Here is a 13,795-nt window from a genome sequence, read left to right on the forward strand (position 1 = left end):
CGCATCGCGCCGCGCGCTGTGCCTTGCCAAACGACACGCCAAAAACAAACAAAATAGGTCATATTAAAGGAAATATGCTTTAAATGTCGCAAGACCAATCTCACCATAACGTACCTGCCGATTCCCCTGATCTGGGCATTCATGACCCGCTGGTCGACAGTTTTGCCCCGACATTTGAAGGGCGCTTGCTGTTCTGGATCGCGTTTGTTTTTTCAACCTTCCAGATTTCAACCGCCGCCCATCTGATCGATTTTCCCAGCCAGGTCACGCGCGCCATCCATGTCGGTTTTTTGATCCTGCTGATTTTTCCGCTGATCGCGATTGGCCGCAAAGCCAGCCTGCCGGTTAAAACACTGGCATGGATTGTCGCACTTTCAGGGGTTGCCGTCGCGGGTTATCAATGGATCGAATATAACGATCTGATTTTGCGCGCAGGCGACCCGCTGACCATCGATATTGTTTTTGGCATCATTGCCCTGATCGGGGTGTTTGCCGGGGCCTATGTGTTGATGGGCCCGGCTTTGCCGATCATTGCCGCATGTTTTCTGGCTTATTGCCTGCTGGGACAATATCTGCCCTCGCCACTTAATCATCGCGGATATGCCTTTACCCAGGTGATTGACCATATGACCTATGGCACCGAGGGCATTTACGGCATTCCGGTCTATGTCTCATCGACCTATATCTTCCTGTTCATCCTGTTTGGCGCGTTTCTGGAAAAAGCCGGGATGATTCAGTTGTTTACCGATGTGTCGATGGGCCTTGTCGGCCATGCGCGCGGCGGCCCGGCCAAGGTTTCGGTGATTTCGTCGGGGCTTATGGGCACCATTTCGGGTTCTGGCGTTGCCAATGTGGTGACAACCGGCCAGTTCACCATTCCGCTGATGAAACGTTTTGGCTATCGCCCGGCCTTTGCTGGCGGGGTTGAGGCCACATCAAGCATGGGGGGCCAATTGATGCCGCCGGTGATGGGGGCTGTGGCCTTTATCATGGCCGAAACACTGGGCGTTGAATATTACGAGGTCGTCCAGGCAGCGTTAATTCCGGCTATTCTGTATTTTGCCTCGGTCTTCTGGATGGTGCATCTCGAGGCAGGTAAATATGGCCTGTCGGGCATTGCCAAATCCGAATTACCTTCGCCGCGTGCCGCCATTCGCAAAGGCTGGTATCTGCTGTTTCCTTTGGCGGTGCTGGTTTATTTGCTGTTTACCGGTTACACCCCGCTTTTTGCAGGCACAGTTGGCCTGTCGCTGACGGTTTTACTGATTTTGGGAAGCTCGATCATCCTGGGCCTGCCCAACAGCACGATCCGCATGATTTTCTGGATCGGCCTTGGCCTGGTTGCCGCCGCGTTCCTTGAATTTGGCATTTACGTTATCATCATTGCCATTGCCGCGCTGATGGCGTGGTGTGCCTTGTCCAAGGGCGGGCGCAAGACCTTGCTGATCTGCCGCGACTCGCTGGCCGAAGGGGCAAAAACCGCCCTGCCGGTGGGGGTTGCCTGTGCCATTGTCGGCATCATTATTGGCACCATGACCTTAACCGGGGTTGCCAATACCTTTGGTGCTTTCATTGTCCATGTCGGGTCACAAAGCCTGTTTTTGTCGCTGGTGCTGACCATGATCACCTGCATCGTGCTGGGCATGGGCATTCCGACCATTCCCAACTATATCATCACGTCATCGATTGCCGGTCCGGCCCTGTTGCAATTGGGTGTGCCGCTGATCGTTAGCCACATGTTTGTGTTTTATTTCGGCATTCTTGCCGATTTGACACCGCCGGTAGCACTGGCCTGCTTTGCCGCAGCACCCATTGCCCGGGCAAGCGGGCTTAAAATCTCGTTCGAGGCGATCAAGGTCGCTGCGGCGGGCTTCCTGATCCCGTTCATGTCGGTTTATACCCCGGCATTGATGCTTCAGGATGGGGGCCCGATGGCCGAAGAAATCGGCTATTGGCCAGCGGTCGCCTATATCTTTATCAAAACCGCCATCGCCATTGGCCTGTGGGGCATGGCCGTGATTGGTGCGTTCAATATCCGCCTGACGATACCTGAACGCCTGATCGCAGTGGTGGCGGCGTTCACCCTGATTGCGGCCTATCCGATAACCGATATATTGGGCTTTGCCCTGTTTGCGCTTTTCGCCGCCATGCACTGGTTGCGGTTACGCAAAACCGGCGATGCGGCCGGGGCACAATAAATGGGACTTTGCATTCTCAGCGCCGGTAAAGCCATCAGCCTCGCCATCACGGCCTTTACCTTGTCGTGGATGCATTCGGTGGAACATACCGGCTGGCAGGAAGATTACCACATCACCCCTGCCGGACTGCAACTTGTCCAAGCCCGCGTAAAAGGCGGCGGCGCCGGAATGGAACCGCCGCCCGATGCGGTTTTAAAAGACCATTGGTGGGTTTACACCCCGCACTTGAACCCGTTGCCGGAACTGAACCTTGCCGCATCGGGGGCCACCGGGGACGGCTGGCATGTATGCAGCCCGCAATTAAAGAACTGCCTTGATCTGGGCGAACAGGCGCAAGCCCCGATCAAGGTGACACCGTGCGATGTTGAGGGCCCCGCTGGCACCGTTTCCTCGCACGGATAAGCCAAATACAGAACCAGCCAAAAACTTCAAACGGCATTGTATCCCCGTCAATGCCGTTTTTTAATACGCCAACAGTGCCGCAAGGCGGGTGGACGAGACCATTTTGAATCGATACAATTTTCTTATTTGCCGTGATTAAAAGAAAAAATCTTTAAAATTCAAGCCGATAAGATGTTAAAGGAAAATTGCTTTAAAATGGCATTTTTAACCCTTTTGCGACAAGCACCCCGCCCGCTGGCTTTTGGTGCCCTGCACAGTTTCGGCTCGGCATTTGGTCAAACATTCCTGATCGCCCTGTTTGTGCCGTTCATTTCGCAAAGCCTGGGCATTAATGAAACCGGCTTTGCCAATATTTACGCCGGGATCACCATTGCCAGTGCGGTCGCCCTGCCCTTTATTGGCCGCATGATCGACCGGATCGACATGTTGCACTACAGCCTTATCGTCATGGTTTTTCTTGCCCTTGGCTGTTTTGTGATGTCGGCGGCAGGCAATGTCATTGTCCTGATTGGCGGACTGTTTATGTTGCGCTTTGCGGGCCAGGGCTTGATGTCACATGTCAGCATGACCAGCATCGCCCGGTATTTTAACCAGAACCGGGGCCGCGCCCTTGCCATTGCCGCCTTTGGTTTCCCGATGGCCGAAGCGGTGATGCCCGCCATCTTTTTGGCCCTGATTGCCGCCCTTGGCTGGCGCGGGGCTTATGTTGCGGCGGGAATCGCGATTTTAGGGGTGATGATGCCCCTTGCGGCCTGGCTGGTGCGGGGCAATCACGGCTTCAGGGCCGCCCCCGCAACCGAACCGCTGGCCAGCCCAACACCGCAGACGCAGGAAAAAAGCACATCCGCCACAGCCCAAACCAACACAGATAGCCTTTCATCCCGACAAGACCGGCCAGAAACGGGGCATAAAACCGCCGCTTCTCATTCTCAAAGCCTCTCCGCCACCAGCAGCAGCCCGGCCCATCCGCGCCTGTTTAAGTCGGCCTATATCTGGTTATCCATGCTGATGATGGCGGGGCAGCCCCTGGTGTTAACCGCACTGTTTTTTCATCAGGCCGTTATTGCCAGCCAAAAGGGCTTTGATCTGGGCTGGTTTGCTGCGGGCTTTACTCTTTTTGCCATCACATCGGTGTTAGGTGCGTTTGGCAGTGGCCCGCTGATCGACAAATTCGGGGCGCGCAAACTGTTTCCCTGGCATTTGCTGCCCCTGATGATGGCGGTTATCGTGCTGGCATGGACCGAAACGGCACAAATTATTTTGGTTTATATGGCACTGGCGGGTCTTACCACCGGCTTTGCCACCACTTTGCGTACCGCAATCGTCCCCGAACTGGTGCCGATGAACGAAATCGGTTCCGTTCGCTCCAGCCTGACCGCGATCATGGTACTGGCATCATCGGCAGGGCCGCCCATATATGGCTGGCTGTTTGCTGCCAACGTTCAATTACCCACCATATTGATCGCAACAGTTATTGGCATGGCGATTGCCACCCTGTTATCGTGGTTGGCAGAACGCCCCGGCTTTTATGTGCCACCGCAGATCAAACAACACGATCCCGCCTGAAGAACCTGTGCAGGATGGCGATCCATTATTTTCAGCGCAGATCAAATTGCGGGCATCTTGCACATTTCGGCACAAATGGGTAATCGCGGGCAAAAAAATGGCCCGGAACACAAAAGTGTCCGGGCCAGTCGGGAAAACAGCGTCATAACTTGGGAGGAAGAACGCTATCATAGAACTCGGTAGAAGACCGGAGCGCGCAAACCGCGCTCACGGTTAAAATCCTTGCGGATGATCAGGCTGCACCGCCAACGGTACCGGCCGGGGTCGCATCATGGCGCGCCTTGGGGCTAACGCCCTTGAACAGGCTGCGAAAGAAACCACTGATATATTCGGCGCGAAGCTGCTGGCCCTTACGCACGCCAGCTTCGATCTCGCTGGTTTCAATCGTCAGCAATTTGATGTCAGCAAACGTCCTCATAGCGGACCTCCTTAAATTTCGTTTTGTGCGGCACCATCACCGCCTCGTCTGAAAAACAATCTAATTCTCTTTACTGCGAAGGGGAATTACCTCAATATGCACATTACTTATGAACAATGATCACAAATAACCAAATGATCTAAGGAAACGCCGATGGATCGCGCTGCAGAAATGGAAATTTTTGTCTATGCTGTTGAAGAAGGCAGCTTTTCAGCAGCGGCCCGGGCCTTGCGCCTGTCGCCGTCGGCGGTATCGAAATATATATCAAGGCTGGAAGACCGGTTAGGGGCGCGGTTGCTGATGCGCACCACCCGCCAGCTCAGCCTGACGGAAGAAGGCCGCGCCTTTTACGAACGCGCGCGTACCATCCTGACGGAAATCGAAGAAGCCGAAGAAGTCGTGACCCAGCTTTATGCCGCCCCGCGCGGCACATTACGGATCAACGCATCGGTGGCCTTTACCAAATATCAGGTGGTGCCGCTGATCCCGGAATTTCTCAATATGTATCCCGATGTGCGAATCGAACTGACCCTGGACGATAAATTTACCGACATGGTCAACGATGGCTATGATCTGGCGATCCGGTTATCCGAACTTGAAGATTCCTCGCTGATTGCGCGCAAATATGCGGTGAACCGCCGCTTTATTGTCGCATCGCCCGATTATCTGGAAAAAAACGGCATTCCGCGCAAACCGCAGGATCTGGTCCATCATAACTGCCTGCATTTATCCTCGCGCGAAAGTTTCAACGACTGGCACTTTGAAACCCCCGAAGGCCACATGTCGTTTCGCGCCCAGGGCAGTTTTTCCGCCAATGACGGCGATGCCCTGCATGCGGCGGTTGTCGCCGGGCTTGGCATGGCGCGACTGGCCGAATATCTGGTCCATGAAGACATTCGTGCCGGCCGCCTTACCCCGGTTCTGACCGATTTTATCCATGATCGCGCGTGGATTTCGGCGGTGTATCCGCATAAACGGCATCTTTCGCCCAAGGTCCGCGCCTTTGTGGACTTTCTGGCCGAAAAATTTACCCCGGTCCCGCCATGGGAACTGGGCATGCGCGATGCCCGTTCCTTTACCCGCCCGCGCGAAGACGCCAAACCGGCACAGGCCGATCAAAAGGCCTTAAACCCCGAAGCTGCTGCCAAAGGCCAGGCATCCTGATTTAACGGCTTTCGGTCGCCGGTCCTCCCCAAAAAACACCCGTAGCGCACAAGGCGAACGGGGTGTTTTGGTCTGGTTTTATGCCGATAAAGCGGCGTCAACGCGCCACCAAAAGACGAGAAGGAGCCGCCGCAAAGGCCAGTTCACGAGACTGGCTCAGATCCGCAAGCTCGCGGGTTTCGCCGGTTTGCACAAAACCGCATTTTTGATAAAACCGGTGCCCGGCATCAAAGCGGCTGTCGGTCCATAACAATAAACGCTGACAGGCCGGATAATTCTGCATTAGCCAGTCGCGCGCCGTTTGCAACATAAGCTGTGCTATGCCTTGCCCGCGGCAATTTTTATCAAGGTAAACCTTGTGCAATTCCGCCTCGGCCAAATCAGGCGACACTTTAAAGCATATTTCCTTTAATATGACCCATTTTGTTTGTTTTTGGCGTGTCGTTTGGCAAGGCACAGCGCGCTGCGCGATGCGGCGCATCGGGCGAGCGGTGTAACGCCGCCAAACACCGCCAAAATCAAACCCTGTGGGCCAGCACAGTCTGCCGCCTGGCCGCGTCGAAATCCTTGTCCGTAAACCCATTACGCCCGGCGGACTTCTCCTTGCCAGGCGGCAGGCTGAGCTGGCAAAATGGGTCATATTAAAGGAAAAATGCTTTAATACCGAGGCATCCGGCAATCACACCCGCTTCCTTTTCTACCACCCAGATTGCCCCGTTTGGGGCGAAATCATCGGCAATGGCAGACAGTTCCGGGAACTCGGCGGCGCGATCAAACACACAACCGCGATATTCGGCAAAAACCGTGGCAATCAACTGTGCCAACTGGTCCCCATCCTGATTGGTGACAGGGCGTGGCGGCAACATGGAAAATCCCTTCGAATATAAACTGAAACCATTGGCGTTAGGCCAAAATAACGCCTTGTGCCAGTTTATCAAAACCACGTAACACCGCATCGGCATCCATTGCGGCTTTGCCGGGGCGCTGAATGCGGGTCGGGCGCAAGGCACCACCACTGCCACACGCGATGGTCAGTTGATCGTCGATAATCTCGCCAGGCTGGCCGCTGGCATCGGCAATAATTTCGGCCACCTGAACTTTGATCCGTTCTTTGCCCAGGTCAAAATAGGCCCCCGGCCACGGCGTAAAGGCACGAATTTTACGTTCCAGCACGCAGGCATCATCGGCAAAGTCCAGCCGGGCTTCGGCCTTTTCCAGTTTCGCGGCATAGGTCACGCCATTTTCGGGCTGCGGTGTCGCCACCAGGTCGCCCGCAGGCAATTTTTCAAGCGCCTCAACAATCAAACGCCCGCCCATATCGGCCAAATCATCGTGCAGGGCATTGGCATAGGTTGCCGGGGTAATGGCAATTTCATCAACCAGCAACATATCGCCGGTATCAAGCCCTACATCCATTTGCATAATCGTGACACCGGTTTTATCATCCCCGGCCAGAATCGCCCGCTGGATCGGGGCGGCCCCGCGCCAGCGCGGCAACAGCGACGCATGAATGTTCAAACAGCCCATTTTGGGCGCATCCAGAATGGCCTTGGGCAAAATCAGGCCATAGGCCGCCACCACCGCCACATCCAGGTTCAAATCGGCAAAGGCCTGTTTTTCGACGTCGGATTTCAGCGATACCGGCGTACGCACCTCGATCCCGTGATCGGCGGCCCAGGCATGAACCGGGCCGGGGGTTTCCTTATGCCCGCGACCGGCGGGGCGCGGCGGTTGCGAATACACGCACACCACATCATGACCGGCCTTTACCAGGTCCTTTAATGCCACCAGGGCAAAATCCGGCGTTCCCATAAAGGCAATTCGCAATTTCGTCATGACGGCTGGTCCATTCATCATCGTGTCATCATGTTTATCAGAATATTTGACGGTAATTTGGCTCTATCTCGCCGAAATAACAAGCCATACCTACGCCTGCCCCAAATATAGCCCTTGACGACTAATTCATCAGGAGATATATTCATTCAAGGCTATATTATCATATTTCGAGGATAGCCGAACATTTCAAAACCCTATTTTTATTAAGACATTAAAAATGTGGACAGTCATTTTTTGTAACGAGTTCGATCACGAATTCACCAACCAATTTGATGAAGACATGCAAAACGAGGTTCTATCCAAGGCTCGTGCACTTGAAATTGGCGGACCAAGCATCGGGTGACCGTATGTAGACACTCTTAACGGCTCAAAGCACCCAAACATGAAAGAATTCCGTTTCAGTTATCAAGGCGGTGCATGGCGGATTGCATTCGCATTTGATCCGCAACGCAATGCTGTCATTCTGGTAGCAGGCAACAAGACCGGTACCAATCAGAACCGGTTTTACAAAAAATTGATCGCGACAGCCGATCAACGTTACGACAGCTATTTATCATCATAGTCCATACATATCTAAACAAGCTGAAACACTAAGGCAGACATACAATGGCACGCAAACTGGGCGAGATTTTACAGGAGCTCCCCAAAGAACGCCGCGAGCTCATCGAATCCCGCGCTGACATATTCCTGGAAGAAGTCAGCAACCTTGAAAAACTGAGAAAACTAAGAGGCCTGGTACAAAATGACATTGCCAGGCACCTAAACATCCAACAGGCTTCCGTCTCCAAGATGGAACGCCAGACTGACATGTATATCTCGACTTTACGGAATTTCGTCGAAGCCTGCGGTGGAGAACTAGAGCTTACAGTCAGGTTTCCCGACCATAAAACACCACTACGTCTCAAATCTTTATCGGATAGCTGACAAGAAACGCCCCTGCAAAATGAACTGCCCCCCGAAAGTTGGATATCAACTTCGGGGGTTTTCTATGTCCAGATACACACCGGCTTTGCAACCTGATACGATTCCGTTAAATTTTCAGGACCATATTACGTTCCAGCACGCTAAAGCGGTAGTCTGAGATGACTGCGACAGCAAAAAAGCCGGAAAACAAGCCCTTATTAAAATATCCGTCTTCTCGCGCAGACGATAGCGGACAGATCAGGCTGATTTCTTGGATTTTTGCAGCTTGATGACCTTTTTCAGGATCATGTTGCGTTTCAAAGCACTGAGATAATCGGTAAACAGGATACCATCAAGATGGTCGATCTCGTGCTGGATGCAGGTTGCCAGCAATCCCTCGGCCTCGATCTCGTGTTCTTTGCCGTTTTCATCTCGGTAACGCACGCCAACTTCAAGCGGGCGTTCCACATCGGCATATTGATCAGGGATCGACAGGCAGCCTTCCTGATAGACCGAGCAATCTTCCGATTCCCAAATGATTTCCGGGTTCACCAGCTTCATGGGTTCGGGTTTTTCCTTGTCATCGGAAACATCGAGCACCACAAGGCGCTTCATGACGCCAATCTGCGGACCGGCAAGGCCAATGCCCGGCGCGTCATACATGGTTTCAAGCATATCATCCAGAATCTGGCGAACTTCGTCATTCACCTCCGATACCGGGTCGCATTCCTGCTTTAAGCGAGGATCAGGAACGATAAGAATTTCACGCAAGGCCATGTCAGGTTTTCCGGATGCAAAGGATGAAACCGCCCCCAATGGAACGGTTTCAATATAATATAAGTCGGGCTTGGAGATAAGACCGCAAGTTATGGGAGTCAAGAAGTCCGTCCCCATCCCCCCCAAGAAAGATGCCCTGCCTGCCACTGCAAGGCCCGTGGCAACACATCCGTCTCAGGATCAGGCTCCTGATCAGGCTCAGACCTTGGTTGCACCACCCTCTTCTAGCAAATCGACCGTCAGTTCGGGCTTGCTGAGCTGACGCACATGGGTTTCAGACTGCAAGGGCTGATCGATTTCGCGATCATCGGCAACAATTTGCTTTTCCTTCAGTCGCTTGGCCGACACCAGAACCGAACTTTCCAGCGACCCCAGCGTCTTGTTGTAATGCTTGACCGTCCCTTCAAGCGATTTACCCATCGCCGTAAAGTTTTTGGCAAGGGCTCCCAAGCGGTCAAACAATTGCTGACCAATTTCGCTAATCTCGCGGGCATTATCGGCCAATGCTTCCTGGCGCCAGCCATAGGCCACCGCCTTTAGCAGGCCCAAAAGCGTGGTTGGCGTTGCCAAAATCACCCCGTCGCGAAAACTGTCTTCGATCAGGCTGGGGTCACGTTCCAATGCTGCCGAGAAAAAGCTTTCACCGGGCAAAAACAACACCACAAATTCTGGCGAATTAACGGATTTCCAGTAGGATTTCTTGGAGAGACCGGTAATGACCTTGCGCACATTGGCAACATAGGTCGTCATCAGGGCTTCGCGACGGGCGTCATCATGTTTTTCTTCAATCGCCTCAAGATAGGCCGAGGTCGGGGCCTTGGCATCGACAACAATGTTTTTACCGCCTGGCAGGCGAATCACCATATCGGGTTTCTGGTCACCCTCATCGGTTTTGAAGTGAACCTGTTCTTCGAAATCACAATGGTTGAGCATCCCTGACAGCTCGACAATGCGTTTAAGCTGCAATTCGCCCCACTTGCCCGACACCGCCGAGCTGGACCGCAGGGCCGAGCTTAACGTTTGCGTTTCGCGTGACAGGCGCTGTTGCGATGTCACCAGCGACCCAACCTGTTCGCGCAACTCGCCATAAGCCTGCTTGCGTGAATTTTCAAGCTCATTTACCTTTACATCAAAGGCCTCTAACCGTTCCCGGATGGGTTTTACCAGCCCGTCAATCGCCTGCTGGCGTTTTTCAAGGTCGCCTTTGGCCCCTTCCTGAAGACGCGAGAAGTTTTCACGCGCCATTTTCATGAATTCATCATTGTTGATTTTAAGGGCATCGGACGACAGCACCTTGAAACTATCAAGCAACTTGACCCGCGCATCATCCAGCATTTGCAGCTTTTCCTGTGCGGCTTCGCGTTCTTTTTCCAGCGACGTTTCAAGTTCGGCGCCTTTTTCGCGCCAATGCTCCAGCGAGCCCCGCAATTCGCGAATTTCACTTTCCAGCCCCGGCACCCGGCTGGCTGTGGTTTCGGCAATGGCACGTTTTTCCGACGCGGCGTCAAAACGGTCGCGCAACTGGGCCAGTTCGGTTGCCAGTTCGCGCCGGGTGGTTTCGGTCTGTTCCAGCTGTGCCGCCAGCAGGGCACTGTGCGCCTCGGCCTCGGCCATCGCCGAGTCCCGCGCGCGTTTAACCAATTGCACACTGAAAATCAGCGACACCACCAAAACCGCAATGCCACCCACGGCCAAAGAAACCGGATCCATAACCACCCCATCTGACTGTAATATTGCCTGCTTGTATCTGTTTTGTTCCGTCAAATCCAGCAACCATCCCGTTATCTGGCGACATTCACCGTTTAACAGGCCGCACAATGACGTTACCGAACCGGCAGCACAGGTGACACTGGAGCGCCACACAGCGCAGGGGCGTAACCATCGCTGGAAATTTCGGTAAAATTCACCTATGTTTCAACAAGATAATTAACCGTCGCCAGAACCGTTCCGGCTGCTTTGTTTTTGTTCTGTCATATCGCCTTGCCCGGACCGGGCGCTTTGCCCCCGTCTTAAGTTGTATTTCCTGCGACGGTTCAGACCGCTAGCATGGAACAAGATAAAGGCCAGCGATTGACGGCAGAAATATCGGACACCGGATAATTTTGGTGAACCATAAAACGGCCACATCAATCGGTTAGCCGGAAAAATCAGGGGTTGGCATCGGCCACGATACCATGTTTCAAACGGCTCCTGAAACCCGTGACCGACCACAGGAAACGAACAAGAGGCTCAACAATGTCTGCGAACGTTTATCCCGTCTCCGAGGAAATCGCCAAAAGCGCCTTGATCGACAAGGCCAAATACGATGCCATGTACAAGCAATCGATTGATGACCCGGAAGGCTTCTGGGGCGAACATGGCAAGCGCATTGACTGGATCAAGCCTTACACCAAGGTCAAAAATGTCAGCTATGACCCGCATAATCTTTATATCAAATGGTATGAAGACGGCACGCTGAATGTTGCGGCCAACTGCCTGGACCGCCACCTTGCGACGCGCGGCGATCAAACCGCGATCATTTTTGAAGGTGACGATCCCTCTGTTTCCGAACACATCACCTATAAAGACCTGCATGAACGCGTTTCGCGTTTTGCCAATGCCCTTAAATCCATGGGCGTTAACAAAGGCGACCGGGTTGTCATTTACCTGCCGATGATCCCCGCCGCTGCGGTGTCGATGCTGGCCTGTGCACGCATCGGTGCCATTCATTCCATCGTGTTTGGCGGTTTCTCGCCCGAGGCTTTGGCCGGTCGCATCGAAGATTGCGGTGCCAAGGTTGTGATCACGTCGGACGAAGGTTTGCGCGGTGGCCGTGGCGTTGCCCTGAAACGCAATGCCGACGAAGCCCTGACCCATCCCGGGATCAAAACCGTTGAAAAGCTGGTTGTGGTCAAACATACCGGCAAGGATATTCCGTGGAATGACGCGCGCGATGTCTGGTATCAGGATGTTTGCGATGCGGCATCGCCCGATTGCCCGCCGACCGAAATCAACGCTGAAGACCCGTTATTTGTGCTCTACACATCAGGTTCCACCGGCAAGCCCAAGGGGGTTTTGCACACATCGGGCGGATATCTGGTTTATGCCTCGATGACGCATAAATATGTGTTCGATTATCACGATGGCGATGTTTACTGGTGCACAGCCGATGTGGGCTGGGTCACCGGGCACAGCTATATCGTTTATGGCCCGCTGGCCAATGGTGCCACCACGCTAATGTTTGAAGGTGTGCCAAGCTACCCGGATGCATCGCGTTTCTGGCAAGTCTGCGACAAGCACAAGGTCAATATTTTCTATACCGCCCCCACCGCCATTCGCGCCCTGATGCGTGAAGGGGCCGACTGGGTGGAAAAGGCCGACCTGTCGTCGCTGCGCATTTTGGGATCGGTGGGCGAGCCGATTAACCCCGAAGCCTGGGAATGGTATCATGAGCATGTCGGCAAGCGGAAATGCCCGATTGTCGATACCTGGTGGCAGACCGAAACCGGCGGCATTCTGATTTCACCATTACCCGGTGCGACCGATTTAAAACCGGGATCGGCGACCTTGCCCTTCTTTGGCATCGAACCGGCCCTGATGAATCATGAAGGCAAGGAACTTGATGGGGCGACCGATGGCAGCCTTGTGATCAAAGGCAGCTGGCCGGGCCAGATGCGCACGGTTTATGGCGACCATGAACGCTTTATCCAGACCTATTTTTCAGCTTTCCCCGGAACCTACACCACGGGCGACGGCGCGCGCCGCGATGAAGACGGATATTACTGGATCACCGGCCGCGTCGATGACGTGATCAACGTTTCAGGCCACCGCATGGGCACGGCTGAAGTAGAAAGCGCGCTTGTCGCCCATCCCAAGGTCGCCGAAGCCGCCGTTGTTGGTGTACCGCACGACATTAAAGGGCAGGGCATTTATGCCTATGTCACGCTGAATGCCGATGAAGAACCGAGCGAAGAATTGCGCGCCGAACTGGTAAAATGGGTGCGCAAGGAAATTGGTCCGATTGCCAGCCCCGATTACCTGCAATGGTCGCCGGGCCTGCCCAAGACCCGGTCGGGCAAAATCATGCGCCGTATCTTGCGCAAAATTGCCGCCAATGAATATGACCAGCTTGGCGATACCTCGACCCTGGCCGATCCCGGCGTGGTCGATGATCTGATCGATAACCGCCAGAACCGTTAACCAATCGGGTTTTACCGGCAACGACATTCAAGGGCGGCATCCTTAACCGATGCCGCCCTTTTTTCATACCGGTTCCAAACCGCTATCCCGCCCCCGCCCCTATAAACCAGCGCGACAGGTTCCATTTACCGGCCCCGACACAGCGATTTGTGCTTTGCTTTTGCAGGGTCAGGTTTTGGCAAGCATCATTTTGGAATGATCGTTCACATTTGTATCACCTTAACAGCACACAGATGTGATTTCCCCGAACCTGCAAAGCCTCATAGATAAAACCCTATACATTTGAGTAATAAAGCGCGTCTGGCCTATGCCCAACGCGGCAAGAAACAGAAAGGCGCATCGTGGGGTTTTT

General features: G+C 53.9%; 12 protein-coding genes and 1 pseudogene. 7 read left to right on the forward strand and 6 right to left on the reverse strand.

What is annotated here, in order from left to right; genetic code table 11:
* Nucleotides 1-83: 83 nt before the first annotated feature.
* From AAC086_RS21170 to AAC086_RS21180, 3 genes are all read left to right on the forward strand, one after another.
* Nucleotides 84-2,198, forward strand: a complete 2,115-nt coding sequence (locus tag AAC086_RS21170; RefSeq protein WP_339781779.1) for a TRAP transporter permease — start codon at nucleotides 84-86, stop codon at nucleotides 2,196-2,198.
* Nucleotides 2,199-2,600: a DUF1850 domain-containing protein gene (locus AAC086_RS21175; RefSeq protein WP_339781781.1), complete on the forward strand. Its 402-nt coding sequence runs from the start codon at nucleotides 2,199-2,201 to the stop codon at nucleotides 2,598-2,600. It begins immediately after the preceding gene.
* Between the two features lie 195 nt (nucleotides 2,601-2,795).
* Entirely contained in the window at nucleotides 2,796-4,166 is a 1,371-nt protein-coding gene (locus AAC086_RS21180; RefSeq protein WP_339781783.1) for an MFS transporter, read from the forward strand.
* A 232-nt stretch (nucleotides 4,167-4,398) separates the two neighbouring features.
* Here the strand turns inward: AAC086_RS21180 and AAC086_RS21185 are convergent, their stop codons facing one another.
* Nucleotides 4,399-4,584, reverse strand: a complete 186-nt coding sequence (locus AAC086_RS21185) for a hypothetical protein (protein WP_339781785.1) — start codon at nucleotides 4,582-4,584, stop codon at nucleotides 4,399-4,401.
* Nucleotides 4,585-4,737: 153 nt separating this feature from the next.
* Between AAC086_RS21185 and AAC086_RS21190 the strand changes: the two genes are divergently transcribed.
* The gene (locus AAC086_RS21190; protein ID WP_339781787.1) at nucleotides 4,738-5,748 is read left to right on the forward strand and encodes a LysR family transcriptional regulator; all 1,011 of its coding nucleotides are present in this window, start codon (nucleotides 4,738-4,740) and stop codon (nucleotides 5,746-5,748) included.
* Nucleotides 5,749-5,845: 97 nt separating this feature from the next.
* Here the strand turns inward: AAC086_RS21190 and AAC086_RS21195 are convergent, their stop codons facing one another.
* From AAC086_RS21195 to fmt, 3 genes are all read right to left on the reverse strand, one after another.
* Nucleotides 5,846-6,139, reverse strand: a complete 294-nt coding sequence (locus AAC086_RS21195; RefSeq protein ID WP_339781789.1) for a GNAT family N-acetyltransferase — start codon at nucleotides 6,137-6,139, stop codon at nucleotides 5,846-5,848.
* A gap of 250 nt (nucleotides 6,140-6,389) precedes the next feature.
* Nucleotides 6,390-6,614 (reverse strand): hypothetical protein, encoded by a 225-nt coding sequence (locus AAC086_RS21200; protein WP_339781791.1) that lies wholly within the window; start codon nucleotides 6,612-6,614, stop codon nucleotides 6,390-6,392.
* A gap of 37 nt (nucleotides 6,615-6,651) precedes the next feature.
* Nucleotides 6,652-7,584: a methionyl-tRNA formyltransferase gene (fmt, locus tag AAC086_RS21205; RefSeq protein ID WP_339781793.1), complete on the reverse strand. Its 933-nt coding sequence runs from the start codon at nucleotides 7,582-7,584 to the stop codon at nucleotides 6,652-6,654.
* Between the two features lie 355 nt (nucleotides 7,585-7,939).
* Here fmt and AAC086_RS21210 point away from each other — a divergent pair.
* Together AAC086_RS21210 and AAC086_RS21215 are read left to right on the forward strand one after the other, a co-directional pair.
* Nucleotides 7,940-8,146 (forward strand): annotated as a pseudogene (locus AAC086_RS21210) (type II toxin-antitoxin system RelE/ParE family toxin); the annotation flags it as partial.
* Between the two features lie 44 nt (nucleotides 8,147-8,190).
* Entirely contained in the window at nucleotides 8,191-8,508 is a 318-nt protein-coding gene (locus AAC086_RS21215) for an XRE family transcriptional regulator (RefSeq protein WP_339781795.1), read from the forward strand.
* A 237-nt stretch (nucleotides 8,509-8,745) separates the two neighbouring features.
* Here AAC086_RS21215 and def read toward each other — a convergent pair whose 3' ends face one another.
* Together def and rmuC are read right to left on the reverse strand one after the other, a co-directional pair.
* Nucleotides 8,746-9,264, reverse strand: a complete 519-nt coding sequence (gene def / locus AAC086_RS21220) for a peptide deformylase (protein WP_339781797.1) — start codon at nucleotides 9,262-9,264, stop codon at nucleotides 8,746-8,748.
* Between the two features lie 198 nt (nucleotides 9,265-9,462).
* A complete protein-coding gene (gene rmuC / locus AAC086_RS21225) occupies nucleotides 9,463-10,974 on the reverse strand; it encodes a DNA recombination protein RmuC (RefSeq protein ID WP_339781799.1) in 1,512 nt (503 codons plus the stop codon).
* A gap of 525 nt (nucleotides 10,975-11,499) precedes the next feature.
* On the opposite strand from rmuC, the gene acs reads away from it, so the two are divergent.
* Nucleotides 11,500-13,443, forward strand: coding sequence for an acetate--CoA ligase (gene acs, locus AAC086_RS21230; protein WP_339781801.1), 1,944 nt, complete (start codon nucleotides 11,500-11,502; stop codon nucleotides 13,441-13,443).
* Nucleotides 13,444-13,795 lie beyond the last annotated feature (352 nt).

This window comes from uncultured Thalassospira sp. (genome assembly GCF_963976115.1).
Lineage (GTDB): Bacteria > Pseudomonadota > Alphaproteobacteria > Rhodospirillales > Thalassospiraceae > Thalassospira.

Excerpts from the sequence above, each read along its gene's own strand:
- AAC086_RS21170 (WP_339781779.1), top strand. The coding sequence starts at position 84 with ATGTCGCAAGACCAATCTCACCATAACGTACCTGCCGATTCCCCTGAT.
- AAC086_RS21175 (WP_339781781.1), top strand. The coding sequence starts at position 2,199 with ATGGGACTTTGCATTCTCAGCGCCGGTAAAGCCATCAGCCTCGCCATC.
- AAC086_RS21180 (WP_339781783.1), top strand. The coding sequence starts at position 2,796 with ATGGCATTTTTAACCCTTTTGCGACAAGCACCCCGCCCGCTGGCTTTT.
- AAC086_RS21185 (WP_339781785.1), bottom strand. The coding sequence starts at position 4,584 with ATGAGGACGTTTGCTGACATCAAATTGCTGACGATTGAAACCAGCGAG.
- AAC086_RS21190 (WP_339781787.1), top strand. The coding sequence starts at position 4,738 with ATGGATCGCGCTGCAGAAATGGAAATTTTTGTCTATGCTGTTGAAGAA.
- AAC086_RS21200 (WP_339781791.1), bottom strand. The coding sequence starts at position 6,614 with ATGTTGCCGCCACGCCCTGTCACCAATCAGGATGGGGACCAGTTGGCA.
- fmt (WP_339781793.1), bottom strand. The coding sequence starts at position 7,584 with ATGACGAAATTGCGAATTGCCTTTATGGGAACGCCGGATTTTGCCCTG.
- AAC086_RS21215 (WP_339781795.1), top strand. The coding sequence starts at position 8,191 with ATGGCACGCAAACTGGGCGAGATTTTACAGGAGCTCCCCAAAGAACGC.
- def (WP_339781797.1), bottom strand. The coding sequence starts at position 9,264 with ATGGCCTTGCGTGAAATTCTTATCGTTCCTGATCCTCGCTTAAAGCAG.
- rmuC (WP_339781799.1), bottom strand. The coding sequence starts at position 10,974 with ATGGATCCGGTTTCTTTGGCCGTGGGTGGCATTGCGGTTTTGGTGGTG.
- acs (WP_339781801.1), top strand. The coding sequence starts at position 11,500 with ATGTCTGCGAACGTTTATCCCGTCTCCGAGGAAATCGCCAAAAGCGCC.